This window comes from Streptomyces sp. NPDC053513 (assembly GCF_044544765.1).
GTDB classification, from domain to species: Bacteria; Actinomycetota; Actinomycetes; order Streptomycetales; family Streptomycetaceae; genus Streptomyces; species Streptomyces litmocidini.
In genome coordinates, this window is sequence record NZ_JBITXP010000024.1 from 87,116 (window position 1) to 110,018 (window position 22,903).

18 protein-coding genes and 1 riboswitch are annotated in these 22,903 nt (G+C 70.4%); of the genes, 5 read left to right on the top strand and 13 right to left on the bottom strand.

What is annotated here, in order from left to right; genetic code table 11:
- Window positions 1–17 precede the first annotated feature (17 nt).
- The 6 genes from ACIGW4_RS30505 to ACIGW4_RS30530 form a co-directional block, all read right to left on the bottom strand.
- Entirely contained in the window at window positions 18–1,409 is a 1,392-nt protein-coding gene (locus tag ACIGW4_RS30505) for an aminotransferase class V-fold PLP-dependent enzyme (RefSeq protein WP_398710894.1), read from the bottom strand.
- 211 nt (window positions 1,410–1,620) lie between these two features.
- A riboswitch (SAM riboswitch) is annotated at window positions 1,621–1,737 on the bottom strand.
- An 87-nt stretch (window positions 1,738–1,824) separates the two neighbouring features.
- Window positions 1,825–2,889, bottom strand: coding sequence for an anthranilate phosphoribosyltransferase (gene trpD / locus ACIGW4_RS30510; RefSeq protein ID WP_123451502.1), 1,065 nt, complete (start codon window positions 2,887–2,889; stop codon window positions 1,825–1,827).
- Window positions 2,890–3,017: 128 nt separating this feature from the next.
- Window positions 3,018–4,643, bottom strand: coding sequence for a cytochrome bc complex cytochrome b subunit (locus ACIGW4_RS30515; protein ID WP_123451504.1), 1,626 nt, complete (start codon window positions 4,641–4,643; stop codon window positions 3,018–3,020).
- The gene (locus tag ACIGW4_RS30520) at window positions 4,640–5,692 is read right to left on the bottom strand and encodes a ubiquinol-cytochrome c reductase iron-sulfur subunit (protein ID WP_123451506.1); all 1,053 of its coding nucleotides are present in this window, start codon (window positions 5,690–5,692) and stop codon (window positions 4,640–4,642) included. The genes ACIGW4_RS30515 and ACIGW4_RS30520 overlap by 4 nt, the downstream gene beginning before the upstream one ends.
- Window positions 5,689–6,498 (bottom strand): c-type cytochrome, encoded by an 810-nt coding sequence (locus tag ACIGW4_RS30525; protein ID WP_123451508.1) that lies wholly within the window; start codon window positions 6,496–6,498, stop codon window positions 5,689–5,691. The genes ACIGW4_RS30520 and ACIGW4_RS30525 overlap by 4 nt, the downstream gene beginning before the upstream one ends.
- Window positions 6,499–6,572: 74 nt before the next feature.
- Window positions 6,573–7,193, bottom strand: coding sequence for a heme-copper oxidase subunit III (locus ACIGW4_RS30530; RefSeq protein WP_041128837.1), 621 nt, complete (start codon window positions 7,191–7,193; stop codon window positions 6,573–6,575).
- A gap of 202 nt (window positions 7,194–7,395) precedes the next feature.
- Here ACIGW4_RS30530 and ACIGW4_RS30535 point away from each other — a divergent pair, with 202 nt between their 5' ends.
- On the top strand, window positions 7,396–7,797 hold the full coding sequence (locus ACIGW4_RS30535) for a hypothetical protein (protein WP_123451510.1): 402 nt from the start codon (window positions 7,396–7,398) through the stop codon (window positions 7,795–7,797).
- Between the two features lie 47 nt (window positions 7,798–7,844).
- Here ACIGW4_RS30535 and ACIGW4_RS30540 read toward each other — a convergent pair whose 3' ends face one another.
- The 4 genes from ACIGW4_RS30540 to coxB all read right to left on the bottom strand — a co-directional run bounded on the left by ACIGW4_RS30540 (window position 7,845) and on the right by coxB (window position 12,313).
- Complete coding sequence (locus ACIGW4_RS30540; protein WP_123451512.1) at window positions 7,845–9,098, bottom strand: Ig-like domain-containing protein; 1,254 nt, start codon at window positions 9,096–9,098, stop codon at window positions 7,845–7,847.
- Window positions 9,099–9,219: 121 nt separating this feature from the next.
- On the bottom strand, window positions 9,220–9,618 hold the full coding sequence (locus ACIGW4_RS30545) for a cytochrome c oxidase subunit 4 (RefSeq protein ID WP_123451514.1): 399 nt from the start codon (window positions 9,616–9,618) through the stop codon (window positions 9,220–9,222).
- Window positions 9,615–11,351: a cytochrome c oxidase subunit I gene (gene ctaD / locus ACIGW4_RS30550; protein WP_123451515.1), complete on the bottom strand. Its 1,737-nt coding sequence runs from the start codon at window positions 11,349–11,351 to the stop codon at window positions 9,615–9,617. The genes ACIGW4_RS30545 and ctaD overlap by 4 nt, the downstream gene beginning before the upstream one ends.
- The gene (gene coxB / locus ACIGW4_RS30555) at window positions 11,348–12,313 is read right to left on the bottom strand and encodes a cytochrome c oxidase subunit II (protein ID WP_123451517.1); all 966 of its coding nucleotides are present in this window, start codon (window positions 12,311–12,313) and stop codon (window positions 11,348–11,350) included. Before coxB ends, ctaD begins: the two co-directional genes overlap by 4 nt.
- Window positions 12,314–12,883: 570 nt before the next feature.
- Here coxB and ACIGW4_RS30560 point away from each other — a divergent pair.
- Window positions 12,884–14,269 (top strand): cysteine desulfurase/sulfurtransferase TusA family protein, encoded by a 1,386-nt coding sequence (locus ACIGW4_RS30560; RefSeq protein WP_399584193.1) that lies wholly within the window; start codon window positions 12,884–12,886, stop codon window positions 14,267–14,269.
- Between the two features lie 517 nt (window positions 14,270–14,786).
- Here ACIGW4_RS30560 and ACIGW4_RS30565 read toward each other — a convergent pair.
- Complete coding sequence (locus tag ACIGW4_RS30565; RefSeq protein WP_123451519.1) at window positions 14,787–15,761, bottom strand: carbohydrate kinase family protein; 975 nt, start codon at window positions 15,759–15,761, stop codon at window positions 14,787–14,789.
- Between the two features lie 178 nt (window positions 15,762–15,939).
- Here ACIGW4_RS30565 and ACIGW4_RS30570 point away from each other — a divergent pair, with 178 nt between their 5' ends.
- Together ACIGW4_RS30570 and ACIGW4_RS30575 are read left to right on the top strand one after the other, a co-directional pair.
- A complete protein-coding gene (locus tag ACIGW4_RS30570) occupies window positions 15,940–16,146 on the top strand; it encodes a hypothetical protein (RefSeq protein WP_123451521.1) in 207 nt (68 codons plus the stop codon).
- A gap of 70 nt (window positions 16,147–16,216) precedes the next feature.
- Entirely contained in the window at window positions 16,217–17,680 is a 1,464-nt protein-coding gene (locus ACIGW4_RS30575; RefSeq protein WP_399584198.1) for a hypothetical protein, read from the top strand.
- 134 nt (window positions 17,681–17,814) lie between these two features.
- On the opposite strand, the gene ACIGW4_RS30580 is transcribed toward ACIGW4_RS30575, so the two are convergent.
- The gene (locus ACIGW4_RS30580) at window positions 17,815–18,171 is read right to left on the bottom strand and encodes an iron-sulfur cluster assembly accessory protein (RefSeq protein WP_015033024.1); all 357 of its coding nucleotides are present in this window, start codon (window positions 18,169–18,171) and stop codon (window positions 17,815–17,817) included.
- A 237-nt stretch (window positions 18,172–18,408) separates the two neighbouring features.
- On the opposite strand from ACIGW4_RS30580, the gene nadA reads away from it, so the two are divergent.
- Entirely contained in the window at window positions 18,409–19,587 is a 1,179-nt protein-coding gene (gene nadA / locus ACIGW4_RS30585) for a quinolinate synthase NadA (protein WP_123451525.1), read from the top strand.
- A gap of 89 nt (window positions 19,588–19,676) precedes the next feature.
- Here nadA and ACIGW4_RS30590 read toward each other — a convergent pair whose 3' ends face one another.
- Window positions 19,677–22,796 carry an efflux RND transporter permease subunit gene (locus ACIGW4_RS30590; protein ID WP_399584201.1) on the bottom strand — a complete coding sequence of 1,040 codons (3,120 nt, stop codon included), beginning with the start codon at window positions 22,794–22,796 and terminating at the stop codon, window positions 19,677–19,679.
- Window positions 22,797–22,903 lie beyond the last annotated feature (107 nt).

Sequence of the window (22,903 nt, forward strand, 5' to 3'; positions counted from 1 at the left end):
CCCGTACGAGTGAGTGATCAGCCGCGGTCGGGGACGCAGCGGCCGTCCTCGGTGCGGTACTTCCACTGCGCGCCGTCCCGGACGAGCTCCTTCACCGCGCCGACGAACCGCTCCACGTGCTCGTCCGGCGTGCCGGCGCCGAAGCTCACCCGGATGGCGTTCAGGGACCGCTCCCCCGGGGCCGCCTCGGGCGCGCCGCACTCGCCCGGGTCCTGCGGGTCGCTGCCGAGCAGGGTGCGGACCAGCGGGTGGGCGCAGAAGAGGCCGTCGCGGACGCCGATGCCGTACTCGGCGGAGAGCGCGGCGGCGAAGTGGGAGCTGTTCCAGCCCTCCACGACGAAGGAGATGACGCCCACGCGGGGCGCGTCGTCGCCGAAGAGCGAGAGCACGCGCACCTCGGGCACCTCGGCCAGGCCCTCGCGGACCTTCGCGATCAGGTGCTGCTCGCGGGCGACGAGGGAGTCGAAGCCGGCCTCGGTGAGCGCCTTGCAGGCGGAGGCGATCGAGTAGACGCCGATGACGTTCGGCGAACCGGCTTCATGTCGGGCCGAGGTGGTGTGCCACTCCACGTCCACACCACCGTCGGCCCGACGGGCTACCTTGCGGGACGCTCCACCGCCCGCGAGGTAGGGCTCGGAATCCTGCAGCCAGTCGGCACGGCCGGCGAGGACGCCGGAGCCGAAGGGCGCGTACAGCTTGTGCCCGGAGAAGGCGACCCAGTCCACGTCCGACTCCCGTACGGAGACCGGGTGGTGGGGGGCGAGCTGGGCGGCGTCGAGCACGATCCGGGCGCCGTGCGCATGCGCGGCGGCGGCCAGTTCCCGCACCGGCCACAGCTCGCCGGTGACGTTGGAGGCGCCGGTGACGCAGACCAGGGCCGGGCCGTGGGGGTCGCGGTCGGCGAGGGCGCGCTCCAGGGTCCCGACGGCCTCGGCGGGGGTGCGCGGCGCGTTGAGGTAGGTGACGCGGGCGTCCCGCCACGGCAGCAGCGAGGCGTGGTGCTCGGTCTCGAAGACGAAGACCTGGCAGTCCGCCGGGAGGACCTGGGCGAGCAGGTTGAGGGAGTCGGTGGTGGAGCGGGTGAAGACGACCTGGTCGCCGGGGCGGCAGTCGAGGAACTCGGCGACGGTGGCGCGGCTGTTCTCGAAGAGGTCGGTGGAGAGCTGGGAGAGGTAACCGGCGCCGCGGTGGACGCTGCCGTAGTAGGGGGCGTACGCGGCGACGTCGTCCCAGACCCGCTGGAGGGCCGGCGCGCTGGCCGCGTAGTCGAGTGCCGCGTAGGTCACCTCGCCGCCGGTGACGAGCGGGACGGTCACGTCCCGGCCGAGGACCGGCAGCGGGGCGGCGCAGCAGGGGTCGGCGGACTCGGAGTCGGCGGTGACGGCGGCGGCGTTCGGGTATGCGGACATGGCGGTATCTCCCGGCGGGCGGTGCGGAATGGCTTCGGTGGATCCCGTACGCGGCCGGATGCGGCGGGGGGTACGGGTGAGGCCTCGGAGGACGCGGGGGTACGCGGAAGGGACCCTGTTCCGAGGGTGAAGAAGGGGCGGACTCGCCCTATCGCATTCGCTTGCTCACGGAAAAAGCTCCTCGACTGACCAGGACCCCTGGTGTTCGAGGGATCCGCGCTTGCCGTAGACCTCGCTGCCTACGGCCTGGTCATCACCCGGGGCACCCCGCCACGGAAGGAGGGTTGCCGGACAGCAAGCCGGGGCCAAAACGCTGTCACTCGTGACCTGTTCCCGAACTTATGCCAGACGATCACGACGCCGCAACCCCGTCCCGGCATCCGGGACGGGGCCGCAATGCGCCGTTCACACGCGCTCAGGCGTTGCTGGCGGCGATCCACCGCTCCAGGGACCGAAGGGCCGCGCCGGAGTCGATCGACTCGGCCGCCTTGGCGATGCCCGCGCCCAGCCGCTCCGCCAGGGTGCCCGTGCCGGGCTCCAGGGCGGTGAGCGCCGCCGCCGCGTTGAGCAGCACCGCGTCCCGTACCGGCCCGGTCTCCCCCGCGAGCAGCCGGCGGGCCACGTCGGCGTTGTACGAGGCGTCGGCGCCGCGCAGGGCCTCCAGGGGGACGAGCTCGATGCCGACGTCCCGCGGGTCGAAGCGCTCCTCGGTGACGCCGCCGTCCCGGACCACCCAGACCCGGGAGGTGGCGGTGGTGGTCAGCTCGTCCAGGCCGTCGTCGCCGCGGAAGACCAGGGCGGAGTTGCCGCGCTCGGCGAGGACGCCGGCGACGATCGGCGCCATGCGCGGGTCGGCGACCCCGACGGCCTGGGCCTTCACCTTGGCCGGGTTGGTCAGCGGACCCAGGACGTTGAAGGTGGTCCGGATGCCCAGCTGGCCGCGGGCCGCGGCGACGTGCCGCAGCGAGGGGTGGAACTTCACGGCGAAGCAGATGGTGATGCCGGCTTCCTCGGCGACCTCGGCGACCCGTTGCGGGGTGAGGTTCAGGTTGATGCCGAGCTTCTCCAGGACGTCGGAGGAGCCGGAGGCGGAGGAGGCGGCGCGGTTGCCGTGCTTGACGACCTTCGTGCCGGTGCCGGCGACGACGATCGAGGCCATCGTGGAGATGTTGACGGTCTTGGCTCCGTCGCCGCCGGTGCCGACGATGTCGACGGCGGGGCCGGGCACCTCGATCGTATTGGCGTGCGCGTACATGGTGCGGACGAGGCCGGTGATCTCCTGGACGGTCTCGCCCTTGGCCCGCAGCGCCACCATGAACCCGGCGATCTGCGCGTCGGTCGCCTCGCCGCTCATGATCAGGTCCATCGCCCAGGCGGTGTCGTCGGCGGAGAGGTCCTTGCCGTCGAGCAGACCGTTCAGCAGGACGGGCCAGGAGCGGCCCGCCGACGTGGGTCCTCCAGCGGGGGTCGCAGCGCTCATGGCAGCTCCTGTTGGTCACGTGACGGATACGGTCCCACCCTATCGACCCCCGGGGACGGCAAAGAGCCCCGTCCATCGAATGGACGGGGCTCCTGCCGTGGCGACCTTCAGGTCAGGTGTTCAGGCGATCAGTGGTGGCCGTGGCCGCTCTGGATCTCCTTGTACTCCTCGACCGTGGGCTTGGCGATCTGGCTGTCCTCGCCGTAGTAGCCCTTGTTGAGCTTGACCCGGAGCTTCTCCATGCGGCCGATCTTCCGCTCCACGCCGTTCTCGTCGACGGCCGGCGGAAGCTCCGCGGCCGCGTACTGCTCGTGCGCCGTGAGGCGGTGCAGCTCGCCCTGGCTGAGCGGCTCGTGGACCTCGACGAACTCACCGTGCGGCAGGCGCTTGATGATGCCCGACTCGCGGCCGTGCAGCACCTTGTCCTTGTCGCGGCGCTGGAGGCCGAGGCAGATCCGCTTGGTGGCGACGAACGCGATGACCGGGCCGAGGAAGAAGAAGATCCGGACGAACCAGGTGATCGAGTTCAGCGACAGGTGGAAGTGGGTCGCCCAGAGGTCGTTTCCACCACCCACGAGCATGATCATGTACGCGGTGATCCAGGCGACGCCGAAGGCGGTGCGCGTCGGAGCGTTGCGCGGGCGCTGCGCGATGTGGTGCTCGCGCTTGTCGCCGGTGATCCAGGACTCGATGAACGGGTAGACCGCGATGGCCGCGAGGACCAGCGGGAAGATCGCCAGCGGGATCATCACGCCGAGGACCAGCGTGTGGCCCCACAGGTTGATCTCCCAGCCCGGCATGACACGGATCAGACCCTCGGCGAAGCCCATGTACCAGTCGGGCTGGGCGCCGGTGGACACCTGGTCCGGGCGGTACGGGCCGATGGCCCAGATCGGGTTGATCGAGGCGATCGCCGCGATGACCGCGATGACGCCGAAGACCAGGAAGAAGAAGCCTCCGGCCTTCGCCATGTACACGGGCAGCAGCGGCATGCCGACGACGTTGTTGTTCGTCCGGCCGGGGCCGGCGAACTGCGTGTGCTTGTGGACGAACACCAGGATGAGGTGGGCGACCACGAGGCCCAGCATGATGCCGGGGAGCAGCAGCACGTGCGCCGAGTAGAACCGGGCGACGAAGTCGCCGCCGGGGAACTCGCCGCCGAACAGGAACATCGACAGGTACGTGCCGAGGACCGGCACGGACAGGATCGCGCCCTGCATGAAGCGGACACCGGTGCCGGAGAGCAGGTCGTCCGGGAGCGAGTAACCGGTGAAGCCGGTGAACATGCCCAGGAAGAACAGCAGGAAGCCGAACAGCCAGTTGATCTCACGCGGCTTGCGGAACGCGCCGGTGAAGAACACGCGCATCATGTGCACGAACATGCCGGCGAGGAAGATCAGCGCCGCCCAGTGGTGGATCTGCCGGATCAGCAGACCACCGCGCACCTCGAAGGAGATGTGCATGGTCGAGTTGAACGCCTCGGACATCAGCTGTCCCTGGAGCGGGACGTACGGTCCGACGTACTCCACCTCGTTCATCGACGGGTGGAAGAACATCGTCAGGTAGACGCCCGTCAGGATGATGATGAGGAAGCTGTAGAGGCAGACCTCGCCCAGCATGAAGGACCAGTGGTCCGGGAAGATCTTCCGCATGTTGGCCTTGGCCAGCGTGTAGATCCCCAGGCGACCGTCGGCCCAGTCCGCGACCCGCTCGCCGGCGGGCGCCTTCTTCTGCGTGTTGGTCACGGTGCTCATCCGCGCTCCCAGAATGCCGGACCGACGGGCTCGTCGAAGTCGCCGAGCGCCTCGAGGAAGCCCTTGTCGTTCACGCCGATCCGCAGCTGCGGGAGGGGGTGACCGGCCGGGCCGAAGATGACGCGGGCGCCGTCGGAGAGGTCGAAGGTGGACTGGTGGCACGGGCAGAGCACGTGGTGCGTCTGCTGCTCGTACAGGGAGATCGGGCAGCCGACGTGGGTGCAGATCTTCGAGAACGCGACGATGCCCTGGTGCGACCACTCGAGCTCGCGCTTGTCCTTGATGTCCTCCGGCTGGATCCGGACGATCATCAGGGCGGCCTTGGCGATCTCGGTCTGGAAGTGCTCGTCGTGCTCCGAGAGGCCCTCGGGCATCGCGAAGGTCAGCGAGCCGACCGCGACGTCCTCGGGACGCAGCGGCTCGTGCGTGTTCATGTTGATGAGCTGGAGCCCCTTGGTCCACATGGTGGTCCGGAGCTTCTTCTCGGGCAGCGGGCCCATGTCACGCAGCAGGACGATGCCGGAGAGCGGCACGAGCGCCAGCGCGCCGAACATCGTGTTGCGGATGAGCTTGCGGCGGCCCATGCCCGACTCCGCGGCACCGGCCGCGAAGTCCGCCATGACCTTCGCCTTGACCTCGGGCGACGCCTCCATCGGGTGACGCTCGTCGGCGACCTCGACGTCGGACATCAGGGTGCGGGCCCAGTGGACCGCGCCCGCGCCGATGAAGAAGAGGGCGGCACCGAGGGTCAGACCCAGGGCGAAGTTGAGCGCGGACACGTGGCCGAAGGGCCAGATGTACACGATCTTGTCGACCGGGAAGATCACGTACGAGGCGATGAAGCCGACGGTGGCCAGCATCGACAGCGTGAACATGAAGGCGACCGCACGCTCGGACCGGCGGGCGGCCCGCTCGTCGATGTCCTGGATGCGGGGCTTGTGGGGCGGGAGGCCCGGGTCGGCGAACGGGTCGTCGGCGACCGTCACCGCGCCGTGCGCGGTGTCCTGCCCTGCCGGCAGGGTCTCTTCTGGAATCTCTTGGCTACTCATGACTTCTTGGCCTTAGCGGTGTGGGCCGCGACCCAGATGGCAACTGCGATCAGCGCGCCCAGACCGAAGATCCAGGCGAACAGGCCCTCGCTGACGGGGCCGAGGCCACCGAGCTTGAGACCGCCCGGGCTCTCGGACGAGTCGCTGTTGACGGCCTGGACGTACGCGATGATGTCCTTCTTCTCCTTCTCCGGCATCGTGGTGTCGGGGAAGGAAGGCATGTTCTGCGGGCCGGTCTGCATGGCCTCGTAGAGGTGCTTCGGGTCCACGCCCTCGAGGCTGGGGGCGTACTTGCCGTAGGTCAGCGCGCCACCCTCACCGGTGAAGTTGTGGCACTGGGCACAGTTGGTGCGGAACAGCTCGCCACCCTTGGCGATGTCGGCACCGTCAGGGCTGTACTGGCCCTCGGTCGGCTTGATCGGACCGGCACCGAGGGAGGCGACGTACGCCGCGAGCTGATCGATCTCAGCCTGCGAGTAGATGACCTTCTTCCTCGGGACCTGGGCGCCCGGCTGCTGGGCCGGCATACGGCCCGTGCCGACCTGGAAGTCCACGGCCGCCGAACCCACGCCGACCAGGGACGGGCCGTCAGAGGTGCCCTGACCGCCGGTTCCGTGGCAGCTGGCGCAGCCGACGGAGTAGAGCTTCTTGCCCTCCTCGATGGCGAGGGACTGGGCGGTTTCATCGGCCTTCGCCGTGCCCGCGGGCGCGAACGCGGCGTACAGCCCCCCAGTGGCCGCCAGCGCGAGAAGTAGGACGACGACCGCCGCCAGCGGATGGCGTCGTCGTGCGGAGAGCTTTTTCACGGATTACCCCGGTGTCAGGATCTTCTGCGTCGATGCTTGCTGGATGTCTCGGTCCGCCGTGGAGGCGGAGCCGATTACTTGATCATGTAGATCGTGGCGAAGAGGCCGATCCAGACGACATCGACGAAGTGCCAGTAGTAGGACACGACGATGGCGGCGGTTGCCTGCTCGTGAGTGAACCTCTTGGCGGCGTAGGTCCGGCCGAGGACCAGCAGGAAGGCGATGAGACCGCCCGTCACGTGCAGGCCGTGGAAGCCGGTGGTCAGGTAGAACACCGTGCCGTACGGGTCCGAGGACAGCGAGAGGCCGTCCTTCTTGACCAGCTCGGTGTACTCGAAGACCTGGCCGCCGATGAAGATCGCACCCATCACGAACGTGATGATGAACCACGTCCGGAGCTTCTTCACGTCACCCCGCTCCGCGGCGAAGACGCCGAGCTGGCAGGTGAGGGAGGAGAGCACCAGGATCGTGGTGTTGGTCGCCGAGAAGGGGAAGTTCAAGGCCGAGGCCTTTTCCGCCCAGAACTCGGGGCCCGTCACCGATCGCAGGGTGAAGTACATCGCGAAGAGGGCCGCGAAGAACATCAGCTCGGAGCTCAACCAGATGATGGTTCCGACGCTGGTGAGGTTCGGTCGATTGACCGACGGGTGCGCGTGCCCTGTTTCTACTGTCGTTACTGTCGCCACGACCGACATTATGTCGGTCGCTTATCCCGCCCTCACTCCGGGGGGTGCCGTTCGGAGTGTCAGAGGGGTGTGTCCAGCCCGAACGGCCCAGCGGCGGGGCCCCGGAGCACCGTTCGAACAGGTGTTGAACGGGTGTTGACGGGGTGTGGACCGGAGTAGCATCCGGCGCATCGGTCGACGACCTTCCCACGGACTTCCCCACGGAGGAACGATGCAGTCGAGTGCCACGGTCCTGGTCTACAGCGACGACGCGAACACCCGCGCGCAGGTGCGGCTGGCGGCCGGACGCAGGCCCGCGACCGACGTTCCCCCGGTCGAGTTCGTGGAGTGCGCGACGCTGCCCGCGGTGCTGAAGCGCCTGGACGAGGGCGGGATCGACGTGTGCGTGCTCGACGGCGAGGCGGTGCCCGCCGGAGGCATGGGGGTCTGCCGGCAGATCAAGGACGAGGTCTTCCACTGCCCGCCGGTGCTGCTGCTGATCGGCCGCCCGCAGGACGCCTGGCTGGCCACCTGGAGCCGCGCGGACGCCGCGGTCACCCTTCCGGTGGAACCGGTCGAGTTCGCGGCGTCCCTGGCGGCCCTGCTGCGCTCGCGCCTGTCGATCGACGCCTGAGCCGGTCGGGCCCGCTCAGGTCGAGGACCCGAGCGGGTCGGCGCCGTTCAGATCGAGGGCCGCAGCCGGGCCTTCTCCGTGGGGGCCACCGGGTTTCCGGCGGCCTCCACCAGGGCGCTGCCCTGGCGCCACTTGTCCCACTCCATGTTCCAGTCGCCGAAGCCGTTGCCGAAGGTGTCCATCGTGTCGCCGATGCTGTTGACGACGCGGACGATGTCGCCGGGGCGGACGGTCTCGTAGAACCAGGCCGCGTTCTCCGTCGACATGCCGACGCAGCCGTGGCTGACGTTCTCGACGCCCTGGGAGCCGACGGACCAGGGCGCGGCGTGCACGTACTCGCCGCTCCAGGTCACCCGGGTGGCGTAGTACACGGGCAGGTCGTACGAGTCGGAGCTGCCCTCCGCGATGCCGATGCTGGTGCCCCGCATCCGCACGTAGTACTCCTTGCCGAGCACGACCTTGATGCCGTTGCGGGTGGAGAAGCCGGGCTTGCCGGTGGTCACCGGCATGGTGTTGATCACTTCTCCGTTGCGCTTCACGGTCATCTGGTGCGCGCCGGCGTCCGCGACCGCCTCGATCCGGTCGCCGATGGTGAGCTTCAGCGGCTTGGACGCGCCGCCGTAGAGCTTGTCGCCCACCTTGAGGCCGTCCAGGTTCCCGGTGACCGAGACGTGCGCCCCGGCCGGCCAGTACTCCTTCGGACGGAAGTGCAGTTTCTTGTCGTCCACCCAGTACCAGGCGCCCTCGACGGCGGGCGTGGAGCGGACCTTGAGGGCCCGCTCGACGACCGCGCGGGCCGACCGGTCCTTGACGGGGAGGCTGAGCTCCGCCGTGATGGGCTGCCCGACGCCGTACGTGCCCGCCTCCGGCCCGAAGGTCACGGTCAGGGCCCGTTTGGCCGGAGCCGTCTCGAAAGTGAACGTGCGGGCGCCTGGAGCGCCGTCCTCGTCCTCGGTGGCCACCCGCACCGTGTAGCGGGCGCCGGCCGCCAGGGCCGCCGTGGAGCGCCAGCGCCGGCCGTCCGCGGTGAGTTCGCCGGCGAGGTGGTGCCCCGAGGCGTCGGTGGCCGTGACGTCAGTGATCCGGCCGTCGCCGCCCTTGGCGGTGATCTCCAGGGGCTTGTCGGGGTCCGCCTTGGCGCCGTCGGCGGGAGCGCTGACCGTGAGCTGGTCCGCCGCGTCGTAGGCCCTCTCCGACAGCGGGTGACCGTCGGAGCCCGAGCACGCGGAGGCGCCCGCGGTGACGGTGACGGCCAGAAGAGTGCAGCTCAGAACAGTCCGAATGCGCGGCGTGTCGTTCATGACTTCACGCTAAGTACGATCCTCGCCACCGGCGCGCCGAGTGCTGCAAAAGAGGGGCCCGGACGCTTCGTGACGAAGTGTCCGGGCCCCTCGGTGTGCTCCGGTGCGGAGCGGGGTACCGCTACTGGTTCTGGTTCTCGCCGCGGTAGAACTCGAAGACCCAGCCGAAGATGCCGACGAGGATCAGCGGGGCGGAGAAGTACAGCAGCCACCAGCCCATCGCGATGGCGAGGAAGGCGAGCGCGCCGCCGACGGCCAGCGAGAGCGGCTGCCAGCTGTGCGGGGCGAAGAAGCCCACCTCACCGGCCTCGTCCGCGACGTCGGCCTCCTTGTCGTCCTGCGCCATCGCGTCGACACGCTTGGCCGTGAAGGCCAGGTAGTAGCCGATCATGATGGCCAGGCCGAAGGCCAGGAAGAGCGCCGTCGTACCGACCGGCTCCTTGGACCAGACGCCGTAGAGGATCGCCATGGCAAGGATGAAGACGCTCAGCCAGATGAACATCTTGCCCTGGATCTTCACTTGCCGGCCTCCTTGCTGCCCGTGAGGGCCGCGGCCTCGTGCGGCTTGTTCTCGAGCTGGTCGAGAGCGGCGATCTCAGGGTGGTGCAGGTCGAACGCCGGGGATTCCGAACGGATCCGCGGCAGGGTGAGGAAGTTGTGGCGCGGCGGCGGGCAGGAGGTCGCCCACTCGAGCGAACGGCCGTAGCCCCACGGGTCGTCGACCTCGATCTTCTTGCCGTACTTGGCGGTCTTCCAGATGTTGTAGAAGAACGGCAGGATCGACAGACCGAGCAGGAACGAGGAGATCGTCGAGATCGTGTTCAGCGTGGTGAACCCGTCGGCGTCCAGGTAGTCCGCGTAACGACGCGGCATGCCCTCGGCACCGAGCCAGTGCTGCACCAGGAAGGTGCCGTGGAAGCCGATGAACAGCGTCCAGAACGTGATCTTGCCGAGGCGCTCGTCGAGCATCTTGCCGGTGAACTTCGGCCACCAGAAGTGGAAGCCGGAGAACATCGCGAAGACGACGGTGCCGAACACGACGTAGTGGAAGTGCGCGACCACGAAGTACGAGTCGGAGATGTGGAAGTCCATCGGGGGCGAGGCCAGGATGACGCCGGTCAGACCACCGAAGGTGAAGGTGATCAGGAAGCCGACGGCCCAGAGCATCGGGGTCTCGAAGGACAGCGAGCCCTTCCACATCGTTCCGATCCAGTTGAAGAACTTCACGCCGGTCGGAACGGCGATGAGGAACGTCATGAAGGAGAAGAACGGGAGGAGCACGCCACCGGTGACGTACATGTGGTGCGCCCACACGGTCACGGACAGACCGGCGATCGCGATGGTCGCGGCGATCAGACCGATGTAGCCGAACATCGGCTTGCGGCTGAAGACCGGGATGACCTCGGAGATGATGCCGAAGAACGGCAGGGCGATGATGTACACCTCTGGGTGTCCGAAGAACCAGAAGAGGTGTTGCCAGAGCAGCGCTCCGCCGTTGGCCGCGTCGAAGACGTGGGCACCGAACTTGCGGTCCGCCTCCAGGGCGAACAGCGCGGCCGCCAGGACCGGGAAGGCCAGCAGGACCAGGACACCGGTCAGCAGGACGTTCCAGGTGAAGATCGGCATGCGGAACATCGTCATGCCCGGAGCGCGCATGCAGATGATCGTGGTGATGAAGTTGACCGAGCCGAGGATCGTGCCGAAGCCGGAGAAGGCCAGACCCATGATCCACATGTCGGCGCCGACACCCGGCGAGCGGACGGCGTCCGACAGCGGGGAGTAGGCGAACCAGCCGAAGTCGGCCGCACCCTGCGGGGTGAGGAAGCCGGCCACCGCGATGATCGAGCCGAAGAGGTAGAGCCAGTAGGCGAACATGTTCAGCCGCGGGAACGCCACGTCGGGCGCGCCGATCTGCAGCGGCATGATCCAGTTCGCGAATCCGGCGAACAGCGGCGTCGCGAACATCAGCAGCATGATCGTGCCGTGCATCGTGAACGCCTGGTTGAACTGCTCGTTCGACATGATCTGCGTGCCGGGACGAGCGAGCTCGGCGCGCATGAAGAGCGCCATGAGTCCGCCGATGCAGAAGAAGGCGAACGACGTGACCAGGTACATCGTGCCGATGGTCTTGTGGTCGGTGGTGGTGAGCCACTTGATGACCACGTTGCCGGGCTGCTTGCGCCGTACGGGCAGCTCGTTCTCGTACGAGTCCTCAGCTGCGGCGGCACCCTGGGTTTCGTTGTGGATGCTCACAGTTGGTGCTTCTCCGCATTCCTAGCCGGGTCCGTCTGCTCGATGCCGGACGGAATGTAGCCGGTCTGCCCCTTCTCGGCCAGCTCCTTCAGGTGCTGCTGGTAGCGCTCCGGGGAGACCACCTTGACGTTGAAGAGCATCCGGGAGTGGTCGACACCGCACAGCTCGGCGCACTTGCCGAGGAAGGTGCCTTCCTGGGTCGGGGTCACCTCGAAGGAGTTGGTGTGGCCCGGGATGACGTCCTGCTTCATGAGGAAGGGGACCACCCAGAAGGAGTGGATGACGTCACGGGAGGACAGGACGAACCTGACCTTCTCGCCCTTCGGCAGCCACAGGGTCGGGCCCGGGTTGCCGGTCTGCGGGTTCCGGTCGCCCGGGATGCCCGCGTCGTAGACGCCGCCGGCGTTCTCCGGGAAGTCCTTGATGAACTTGTCCGGGAGCGTGGCGAGGTTCTTGTCCGTCTTGGCGTCGCCCTGCACACCGGGCACGTTCTCGACGTAGTTGAAGCCCCAGCTCCACTGGTAGCCGACCACGTTGACCGTGTGGGCCGGCTTCGGGGTGAGCTCGAGGAGCTTCGACTCGTCGCGCGCGGTGAAGTAGAAGAGCACCGAGACGATGATGAGCGGGGTGACCGTGTACAGCGCCTCGATGGGCATGTTGTAACGGGTCTGCGGAGGTACCTCGACCTTGGTCCGGCTGCGCCGGTGGAAGATGGTGGCCCAGAGGATCAGGCCCCACACCAGGATGCCCGTGATCAGGGCGGCGGCCCAGGAACCCTGCCACAGGGAGAGGATCCGAGGCGCCTCTTCCGTGACGGGGGTGGGCATGCCAAGGCGGGGGAAGTCTTCCCAGTTGTACGAGCAGCCGGTGGCTGTCGCCAGGATCAGGCCCGCAGTCAGCACCTGCGGCAGCTTCCGCCGCATCGGGCGCCGCGACGAGCGGTCGGAGCCGTTGGGACTCACGTAGCGCCTTCCCGAGAGTCTCGGCCCGCAGTGGTCGGCCACGGCCGTCCGTCTCGCTGGTCGGTCGCCGCCCCGGCCGCGGGCAGGGGTTTGGATGTTTATGCGGACCAAACCCTACTGGACGCTATTTGGGGTCGCGCGGGGAGGGTGCCCAACGCGCCGTCCGAGCCCCCGAAGGGGTGGACTCCACCGTTCCGGAGGGTGCCGGGAGGCGGCCGTTCGGCGGGTTGCCGGCGTGGGGGGAGGGGGTTCTGACGGGGGCTCATGGGGGGAGGAGGGAGTGGGGCGAGGGGTGGGGCGGGAGGTGCGGCCGTGCCCCGGGGGCGGGGGTGCGGCTGCGCCCGAGGGGCGGGGGTACGGCTGCGCCCAGGGAAAGGGGACCACGCCGAGGGCGACGGGGGCGTGCGGGAGGGCGGGGGCGTGCCCGGGAGGGCGGGGAGCCGTGCCCAGGGCGGTGGGAGGGCCGCGGCCAGGGCGGTGGGAGGGCTGCGGGAGGGCCGCGGCCGGGGCTGCGGGGCGTTCGTCATGGGGTGGCGCGGGGGCGGCGGTCTCAGGCTCTACCGTGGGCGGATGCCGTACTTCGACGCCGCGTCCGCCGCTCCGCTGCACCCCGTCGCCCGTCAGGCGCTGCTCGCCTCCCTCGACGAGGGCTGGGCCGACCCCGCCCGGCTGTACCGGGAGGGGCGGCGCGCCCGGCTGTTGCTCGACGCGGCCCGGGAGGCCGCCGCGGAGGCCGTGGGGTGCCGTCCGGACGAGCTCGTGTTCACTCCTTCGGGGACGCGCGCGGTTCACGCCGGCATCTCCGGCGCGCTCGCGGGACGTCGGCGTGTCGGAGACCGGCTCGTCGTCTCCGCGGTCGAACACTCCTCCGTCCTGCACGCGGGCGAGACGCACGCGGCGGCGGGCGGCACGGTGACCGAGGTGCCGGTGGACCGGTCGGGAGCGGTGGACGCGGACGCCTTCGCGGACGCGCTCGTCCCCGGCACGGCCCTGGCGTGCCTCCAGTCGGCCAACCACGAGGTGGGCACCGAACAGCCGGTGGCCGAGGTCGCCGAGGCCTGCCGGGCGGCGGACGTGCCGCTGCTCGTGGACGCGGCCCAGTCCCTGGGCTGGGGCCCGGTGGACGGCGGCTGGTCGCTGCTCGCGGCGAGCGCGCACAAGTGGGGCGGGCCCGCGGGGGTGGGGCTGCTCGCCGTACGGAAGGGGGTCAGGTTCGCGCCGCAAGGGCCCTCCGACGAGCGGGAGTCGGGCCGGGCGCCGGGCTTCGAGAACCTGCCGGCGATCGTGGCGGCGGCGGCCTCGCTGCGGGCGGTCCGGGCGGAGGCGGCCGCCGAAGGGGAGCGGCTGCGGGCCCTGGTGGACCGGATCCGGACGCGGGTGCCCCAGCTGGTGCCGGACGTGGAGGTGGTGGGCGACGCGGTGCGCCGACTCCCCCACCTGGTCACCTTCTCCTGCCTGTACGTGGACGGCGAGACGCTGTTGTCGGAGCTGGACCGGGAGGGTTTCTCCGTTTCGTCCGGTTCGTCGTGCACGAGTTCGACGCTGACGCCCAGCCATGTGCTGCGCGCGATGGGGGTCCTGAGTGAGGGGAACGTCCGGGTGTCGCTGCCGGCGGGGACCTCGGAGGAGGACGTGGACCGCTTCCTGGCCGTGCTGCCGGGTGTGGTGGCGGGGGTACGGGAGCGGCTCGGGGCCCCCGCCTCCGCCGCCTCGGCCCCGACGCCCTCGGACTCCCTCGTCGTGGACTCCCTGGGCAAGCGGTGCCCGATCCCGGTCATCGAACTCGCGAAGGTGATCGGCGACGTGCCGGTGGGCGGGACGGTGACGGTGCTCTCGGACGACGAGGCGGCGCGGCTGGACATTCCGGCGTGGTGCGAGATGCGGGGGCAGGAGTATGTGGGGGAGTCGCCGGGGGTGGGGGGCGGGACGGCGTACGTGGTCCGGCGGGTGTCGTAGCCCACGGGGCCGTCCCCTGACGGGCGGCCCCCACCCCCGGCGCGGGCGATGCCCCGCCGTTGCGGGCGCGCCCGCCGGGCGGCGCCCGCCCTCGCACCCCGTCGTGGGCTGCACCCGCGGGGCGGTGCCCACCCCCGCGCCCCCGTTGTGGGCGCACGTCCGCCGGGGCGGTGCCCCTGCCCCCCGTTGTGGGCAGTCGTTCCACTGGGGCGGAACGGGTGGGCACAACGGACCCGCGCCCTGCCGGCGCCCGAGGCTGATGTGCCTGAACCCGCACCGACAGGTACGGCGCACACGGGGTGCGGGTTCAGGCGCGGAACGCGGAGGCGCCGCTGAAGGGCGCCGTCCCGTGTGCCCACCCGTCCCGCCCCAGCGGGACGACTGCCCACACGGAGGTGGGCAGGGGCACCGCCCCGCAGGGCGCAGGCCCACACAGGTAGGGGGAGCCGCCCCGGCGGGCGCGGGCCTCACACGGACAGGGGGCGCTGCCCCGGTGGGCGTGGGGACCGAGGGGGGATCAGAGGAGGTGGGACTGGACTTCCGTGGCCGCCTCTTCGCCGTACGCCTTCGTGAACCGCTCCATGAAGTTCGCCCGCCGCAGCTCGTACTCCTGCGTCCCCAGCGTCTCGATGACCAGCGTCGCCAGCATGCAGCCGACCTGCGCCGCCCGCTCCAGGCCGACGCCCCAGGACAGGCCCGTGAGGAAGCCCGCGCGGAAGGCGTCGCCGACGCCGGTGGGGTCGACCTTGGCCGTCTCCTCGGGGCAGCCGACCTCGATGGGGGTCTCGCCGACCCGCTCGATGCGCACGCCGCGCGAGCCGAGCGTGGTGATGCGGTGGCCGACGCGGGAGAGGATCTCGGCGTCGGTCCAGCCGGTCTTGGACTCGATGAGGCCCTTCTCGTACTCGTTGGAGAAGAGGTAGGTCGCGCCGTCGAGGAGGGTGCGGATCTCCTCGCCGTCCATGCGCGCGATCTGCTGCGAGAAGTCGGCGGCGAAGGGGATGGACCGGGTCCGGCACTCCTCCGTGTGGCGGAGCATCGCCTCGGGGTCGTCGGCGCCGATGAGGACCAGGTCGAGGCCGCCCACGCGGTCGGCGACGGCCTTGAGCTCGATCAGCCGGGCCTCGCTCATCGCGCCGGTGTAGAAGGAGCCGATCTGGTTGTGGTCCTTGTCGGTGGTGCAGACGAAGCGGGCCGTGTGCAGGACCTCGGAGATGCGCACCGAGTCGGTGTCGACGCCGTGCCGGTCGAGCCAGGCGCGGTACTCGTCGAAGTCGAAGCCGGCCGCGCCGACGAGGAGGGGGCGGCTGCCGAGCTGTCCCATGCCGAAGCAGATGTTGGCGGCGACGCCTCCCCGGCGGACGTCCAGGTTGTCGACGAGGAAGGAGAGGGACACCGTGTGGAGCTGGTCGGCCACGAGCTGGTCGGCGAACCGGCCGGGGAAGGTCATGAGGTGGTCGGTGGCGATGGAGCCGGTGACTGCGATACGCACGGCGGGGTGCTCCTGCGGAATTCGGTGGGAGCGCACGGGGCGCTCGAACGGAGGTGGTGGCGGTCGACGGGAGAGAACGACAGTTCACGCTACCGGGTGGGGGGCGTCCTGCCGAACAGTGGAAACTACCCCAGAGTAGGTCTTTTCCCCGGAGCGGTGCGGTGCATACGGTGCGCCCATGACCACGTATCCCGCTCCTCGTGAGCGTCACGAGTCCGAGTTGAGCCTCGCCCAGCTGCGCGGGGACGGCGCCCGGATGGCCCCCCACTGGGTGGCTCCGGCCGGCCCGGACCCCGTTCGGGTCTCCCCCGCGTCGATCCACGGCGTCGTCGTTCCGGCGGCCTCGGCGCGGCTGATCGACGCCACCGTCGAGTACGGCGGCTGACGGACGGAGGGAACCGTCCGCGCGTCCGCTCCGTCCCATCGGCATCCGGTCGAGACGAGGGAGCGTTGCGGTGAGCGGTACGGAGAACGTGCGGAGGCGACGGAACGTCATCGCCGCCTCGGTGGCGGCGGGCGTCCTGCTCGCCGGAGGCGGTGGCGTCTATCTGGCGGCCACGGCGTCCGGCGATGCCCGGCCGGACGGGGCGGCCGCGAAGGACGCCGGCGGACCGCCCCCGCCGCTGCGGCTCGGCAGCGGCGGCAGCGGCGGTCCCGGGATCGCCCCCGGTGAGCCGGACCCGAGCGGCGGCGCGCACGGGACGGTCTACAAAGCCAAGGGCCCCCTCCCCCAAGGGCCCTCCTCGGCCGCGGTCCACCGGCCCGAGGGCCTGGTCACCTCCGCGGAGGTGACCAGGCTGGCCGAGGCGCTCGGGGTCGAGGGCCGCCCGGAGCTGGTCGGGGACGTCTGGACGATCCGGCCGGAGAAGGACGGTTCGGGACCGCGGCTCGACGTGATGAAGGCGGCTCCGGGCAGCTGGACGTACTCCTGGTACGACGGCGGTCCGGTCGGCGACGCCTGCCTCAAGGGCCCGGCGTGCCCGCCCCCGGGCGCGGCGAAGCCCCCCGCCTCGGGCCGTACGCCGGTGAGCGAGGCGGCGGCGAGGGCGGCGGCCGCCCCCGTCCTGAAGGCCCTGGGCCAGGACGACGCGAAGGTGTCGGCGGACCAGGTGATGGACGGTTCGGTGCGGGTGGTCAACGCCGATCCGGTGGTGGACGGGCTGCCGACCTACGGCTGGTCGACGGGGCTGCGCATCGGTCCGGACGGCCGGCCGGTCTCCGGGAGCGGGACGCTGAAGGAGCCGGCGAAGGGCGCCACGTATCCGGTGGTCGGGGCGGTGAAGGCGCTCGCGGAGCTGAACGAGAAGGCGAAGGGCGCCGGCCCGGTCGGCATCGGCGGCTGCGCGACGGACCCGCCGGCCGGGGTCGAGGGAAGCGGCGGGGGCGGCCCGGCGCCGGTCGACGGGAGCGGGAAGGCCGACCCGGCCGCGCCCTGCCGGCCGACCGGGGACACGGCTCCGCCGACCGAGGTCCCGGTGACGGGCGCGGTCTTCGGGCTGGCCGCGCAGGACGTGGCGGGCGAGCGGGTGCTCGTGCCGGCGTGGCTGTTCACGGCGGACCCGGTGGACGCGGCGCCGTACACGGTGACGGAGACGGCGGTCGCCCCGGAGTACCTGGCGCCGGTGAAGCCCTCGCCGGACGAGGGCACGGCGCCGGCCCGGCGGATCGAGTCGTACCGGACGGCGGAGGACGGCCGGAAGCTGTCGGTCACCTTCTGGGGCGGGGTGTGCAGCACCTACACCGCGAAGGCGGTGGAGTCGCCGGCGAAGGTGAGCGTGCGGATCGACGAGAAGTCCGATCCCGGGCGGGCGTGCATCGCGATCGCCAAGGAGATCACGCTGACCGTGGAGCTCCAGAGCCCGCTGGGCGGGCGGCCGGTGGTCGACGCGGCGAGCGGGGAGTCGGTGCCGCGGCGCTGACGGTCTCCGGACACGGGGGGGGGGGGGGGGGGGGGGGGGGGGGGGGGGGGGGCGGGGGGGGTGGGGGCCGCCGCCCCGGGGGGGGGGGGGGGCCCCGGGGGGGCCCGGGCCCCGCCGCCCTCACGCGTACAGGCTTAGCTGAACGAGTCGCCGCAGGCGCAGGAGCCCGTGGCGTTCGGGTTGTCGATGGTGAAGCCCTGCTTCTCGATCGTGTCGACGAAGTCGATCGACGCGCCCCCGAGGTACGGGGCGCTCATGCGGTCGGTCACGACCTTGACGCCGTCGAAGTCCTTCACGACATCGCCGTCGAGCGAACGCTCGTCGAAGAACAGCTGGTAACGCAGGCCGGAGCAGCCGCCGGGCTGAACGGCGACGCGCAGGGCCAGGTCCTCGCGGCCTTCCTGGTCGAGGAGGGCCTTGACCTTGGCCGCGGCGGCGTCGGACAGGAGGATGCCGTCGCTGACAGTGGTCTTCTCGTCCGATACGGACATCTGCTTCTCTCCCGGTGTGTACGGAGACTGCTTGCCGACGGTTGAAACCGACGGTGCCCCGGATTCATTCCGGGCCGAGTGGGGTCTTCCCCCTTTCATGCTCGCACACCCCGTCCGGGAGCGCGGACGGCGAATTCGTCACATCGACACTATGGACATCGTCAATATGACGTGAAGCAGGTTATGATAGATAGCGTCATTTCGACGAAAAGGTTCCCCGAAGAAAGGGTGCGTGACGTGACCACCGCCCAGCCCCTGGACGTCCAGCCGACGCCGCTCGCCCTGCTCCTGCTCGGCCGCGAGGCCGACCCGAAGAGCGAGCGCGGCGTGGAGTGTCCGGGCGATCTGCCGTCGCCCTCCGACCCGGACCTCGTGGAGCGCGCCCGCGCCGCGAAGGAGAAGCTCGGGGACAAGGTCTTCGTGCTCGGCCACCACTACCAGCGCGACGAGGTCATCCAGTTCGCCGACGTGACCGGTGACTCCTTCAAGCTCGCGCGCGACGCCGCCGCCAAGCCCGAGGCCGAGTACATCGTCTTCTGCGGCGTGCACTTCATGGCCGAGTCGGCCGACATCCTCACCGGCGACGAGCAGAAGGTCGTCCTGCCCGACCTCGCGGCCGGCTGCTCGATGGCCGACATGGCCACCGCCGAGCAGGTCGCCGAGTGCTGGGACGTGCTGACCGAGGCCGGCATCGCCGAGCAGGTCGTGCCCGTCTCGTACATGAACTCCTCGGCCGACATCAAGGCCTTCACCGGCAAGCACGGGGGCACGATCTGCACCTCGTCCAACGCCGAGCGGGCCCTGAACTGGGCCTTCGAGCAGGGCGAGAAGGTGCTCTTCCTGCCGGACCAGCACCTGGGCCGCAACACCGCCGTCCGCGACATGGGCATGTCCCTGGACGACTGCGTGGTCTACAACCCGCACAAGCCGAACGGCGGGCTCACCGTCGAGGAGCTGCGCGCCGCCAAGATGATCCTGTGGCGGGGCCACTGCTCGGTGCACGGCCGCTTCTCGCTGGACTCGGTCAACGACGTGCGCGAGCGCATCCCGGGCGTGAACGTCCTCGTCCACCCCGAGTGCAAGCACGAGGTCGTCGCCGCCGCGGACTACGTGGGCTCGACCGAGTACATCATCAACACCCTGGAGGCGGCCCCGGCCGGTTCCAAGTGGGCCATCGGCACGGAGCTGAACCTCGTCCGGCGGCTGGCGAACCGGTTCGCCGACCAGGGCAAGGAGATCGTCTTCCTCGACAAGACGGTCTGCTTCTGCTCGACGATGAACCGCATCGACCTCCCCCACCTGGTGTGGACCCTGGAGTCCCTGGCCGAGGGCAACCTCGTCAACCAGATCCAGGTCGACAAGGAGACCGAGAGCTTCGCCAAGCTCGCCCTGGAGCGGATGCTGGCGCTGCCGTAACGGTTCCTCGTACGGACACACGGAAGGGGCGCCCCGCATCGCGCCGGGCGCCCCTTCGTCATGCCGTACGGATGGACGTGCCGTGCGGATCAGACCGCCGCCGGTTCCTTCGCCTGCGGCGGGACCGGCGCCTCGCCGGACTTCGCCGCGCGCTTCGCCGCCTTCTTCTTCGCGCGGCGCTCCTTGCGGAGCTCCACCATCGCGTAGAGCGTCGGGACGAGGAGGAGGGTCAGCAGCGTCGAGGTGATCAGACCGCCGATCACCACCACGGCCAGCGGCTTGGCGATGAACCCGCCCTCGCCGGTGACGCCGAGCGCCATCGGCAGCAGCGCGAAGATCGTCGCCAGGGCGGTCATGAGGATCGGACGCAGCCGGTGCCGGCCGCCCTCGATCACCGCCTCGACCACGCCCAGGCCCTGGGCCCGGTACTGGTTGATCAGGTCGATCAGGACGATCGCGTTGGTGACCACGATGCCGATCAGCATCAGCATGCCGATCATCGCCGGGACGCCCATCGGCGTGCCCGTCGCGACCAGCAGGCCGAGGGCGCCGGTCGCCGCGAACGGGATGGAGACCAGCAGGATCAGCGGCTGGACCAGCGACCGGAAGGTCGCGACCAGGAGCATGAAGACGATCGCCACGGCCGCGAGCATCGCCAGGGCCATGCTGCTCGCCGCCTCGGCCTGGTCCTCGGAGACGCCGCCGACGGTCGCCGTGGCGCCGTCCGGCAGGTCGAGGCCGTTGAGCTTCGTCTGGAGCGCCGCGCTGACCTCACCCGTGTTGTCGGTGGTCGGCTTGGCCGTGATCGTCGCCGCGCGGGCGCCGTCGATCCGGGTCATGGAGACCGGGCCGGGCACCAGCTCGACGGTCGCGATGTCGCCCAGCCTGACCGGGCCGAGGGGCAGCGCCTTCAGCTCGGCCAGGGTCGTGGCCGGCTTCGCCGAGGTGATCAGGACGTCCCGCTCGGTGTCGTCGAGGGTCGCCTTGGCGGCCGGGGTGCCGCGGACGGCCTGGGAGACGATCATCCCCAGGGTGGTGTCGTCGAAGCCGGCGTCGGCCGCCTTGGCATTGGCCCTCACCGAGACCCGGGGCACCGACTGGGACAGGTCGCTCTGGACGTCCGTGACGTTCTCGAGGCCCGCCACCGCGTTCCTGACCTGCTCCGAGGCCTTCTTCAGGACCTCCGGGTCACCGGCCTTGACGACGACGCTCAGGTCCTGGTTGCCGAAGGCGGCGCCGGCCGAGATCGAGGTGTCGCCGATGCCGTCGAGCCTGCCGAGCTCCGCGTCGATCGCGTCGCGGGTCTTCTCGTACGAGGCCGAGTCCTCCAGGGTCACCTGGAAGGAGGCCTGGTTCGAGCCGGTGCCGCCGCCGAAGGCCGCCATCCAGCCGGAGGAGCCGACGGTGACCTGGTAGTCCTTCACGCCCTCGGTGCCGGCGAGGACCTTCTCGACCTTCTTCGCGGCCTCGTCCGCGGCGGCGAGGGCGGTGCCGGGCGCCAGCTTCTGCTTGACCGTCAGGACCGGCTGCTCGCCCTGGTCGAAGAAGTTGGTCTTCAGCAGCGGCGCCATGCCGAAGGTGACGACCAGGACCACGAGGGCGATCGCCAGGCTGGTGAGGCGGCGGCGGGTCGCGAAGCGCAGCACCGGCACGTACGCGCGCTGCAGCCTGCTCCTGTTCTCCTTCTCCTCGGCCGCCCTGCGGGCCTGCTCCGGGTCCTCCGAGGTGCCCTTGGGGGCGCGCAGGAACCAGTACGAGAGGACCGGGACCACCGTCAGCGAGACCAACAGCGAGGCGAGGAGCGCCGCCGTGACGGTCAGGCTGAAGGAGCCGAACAGCTCGCCGATCATGCCGCCGACCAGGCCGATCGGCAGGAAGACGGCGACCGTGGTGAGCGTGGAGGAGGTGACCGCGCCGGCGACCTCCTTGACCGCCGTGATGATCGCGGTCTCGCGCTCCTCGCCGTAGCCGAGGTGCCGCTTGATGTTCTCCAGGACCACGATCGAGTCGTCGACGACCCGGCCGATGGCGATGGTGAGCGCGCCGAGGGTCAGCACGTTCAGCGAGAGGTCACGGGTCCACAGCACGATCAGGGCGAGGACGACCGAGAGCGGGATGGAGACGGCGGTGACCAGGGTGGAGCGCAGCGAGGCGAGGAAGACCAGGATGACCAGGACGGCCATGACCAGGCCGAGCGCGCCCTCCGTGGTGAGACCGGAGATCGACTTGGCGACGGCCGGGCCCTGGTCGGAGACCACGGTCAGCTCGGCGCCCGCGCCGAGGTCCTTGCGCAGCTGCGGCAGCTTGTCCGCGACCGCGTCGGAGATGGCGACGGCGCTGCCGTCCTTGTCCATGGTGGCCATCACGGCGAGGCTGGGCTTGCCGTCGGTGCGGGTGATGGAGACGCGTCGCGACTCCTCCTGCCGGACGGTCGCGACGTCGCCGAGGCGGACCGCCCTGCCCTTCGCGGGCTTGATCCGCAGGTCCTCGATCTGCCGCAGCGAGGTGTAGCCGCCGCCGACCTGGACGGTGCGGCTCTTGCCGGCCTCGGAGAAGGCGCCGGCGGGCATCGTGCCGCCGCCGTTGCGGATCGCCTCGGCGAGCTTCATCGAGGTCAGGCCGGCCGCCGCGAGCTTGCGGTCGTCGGGCGTGACGGAGACCTGGAGGTCCTGCACCCCGTCCACCGTGACCTGGGCGACCCCGTCGATGTCCTCCAGGGCCGGGACGACGGTGCGCTCCAGCTGGTCGGCGAGGGCCTGCTGGTCCTTGTCCGAGGAGACGGCGAGGACGACGGTCGGGATGTCGTCGGTGGAGCCGGCCACCACCTGCGGGTCGACCGAGTCGGGCAGCGTGGCCCGGGCCCGGTTGACTGCCTGCTGGACGTCGGCGACGAGCTGCTTGGTCCCCTCGTCCCCGTAGTCGAAGCTGGCCATGATGACGGCGCTGCCCTCGGAGGCGGTGGACGTGATGCCCTTGATGCCGTCGACGGCCTTGAGGTTGTTCTCCAGCGGCCGCACGACCTGCTTCTCGACCACGTCGGGCGAGGCGCCCTGGTACGGGGCGATGATCGAGACCATCGGGAGCTCGATCGAGGGGAACAACTGCTGCTTCAACTGCGGGATCGCGATCACTCCGAAGAGGAGCGCGACAAGGGACATCAGCCCGATCAGGGCCCGTTGCGCGAGGCTGAATCTGGACAGCCAGGACATGGGGTCTCTCTTCTGTGGCGTACTCGTCGACAGGCGGGAGCAGCCAAGACCCCGGCCCGGACCCGATGGACCCGCCGGAGGTGCCCCCCGCCTATACGATCTGCCAT

Bases quoted from the DNA above. Each gene is read 5' to 3' on its own strand.
- ACIGW4_RS30570 (WP_123451521.1), top strand. From the start codon at position 15,940: ATGACCACGTATCCCGCTCCTCGTGAGCGTCACGAGTCCGAGTTGAGC.
- ACIGW4_RS30520 (WP_123451506.1), bottom strand. From the start codon at position 5,692: ATGAGTAGCCAAGAGATTCCAGAAGAGACCCTGCCGGCAGGGCAGGAC.
- ACIGW4_RS30530 (WP_041128837.1), bottom strand. From the start codon at position 7,193: ATGTCGGTCGTGGCGACAGTAACGACAGTAGAAACAGGGCACGCGCAC.
- ACIGW4_RS30515 (WP_123451504.1), bottom strand. From the start codon at position 4,643: ATGAGCACCGTGACCAACACGCAGAAGAAGGCGCCCGCCGGCGAGCGG.
- ACIGW4_RS30535 (WP_123451510.1), top strand. From the start codon at position 7,396: ATGCAGTCGAGTGCCACGGTCCTGGTCTACAGCGACGACGCGAACACC.
- ACIGW4_RS30580 (WP_015033024.1), bottom strand. From the start codon at position 18,171: ATGTCCGTATCGGACGAGAAGACCACTGTCAGCGACGGCATCCTCCTG.
- ACIGW4_RS30505 (WP_398710894.1), bottom strand. From the start codon at position 1,409: ATGTCCGCATACCCGAACGCCGCCGCCGTCACCGCCGACTCCGAGTCC.
- ACIGW4_RS30590 (WP_399584201.1), bottom strand. From the start codon at position 22,796: ATGTCCTGGCTGTCCAGATTCAGCCTCGCGCAACGGGCCCTGATCGGG.
- ACIGW4_RS30560 (WP_399584193.1), top strand. From the start codon at position 12,884: ATGCCGTACTTCGACGCCGCGTCCGCCGCTCCGCTGCACCCCGTCGCC.
- trpD (WP_123451502.1), bottom strand. From the start codon at position 2,889: ATGAGCGCTGCGACCCCCGCTGGAGGACCCACGTCGGCGGGCCGCTCC.
- ACIGW4_RS30540 (WP_123451512.1), bottom strand. From the start codon at position 9,098: ATGAACGACACGCCGCGCATTCGGACTGTTCTGAGCTGCACTCTTCTG.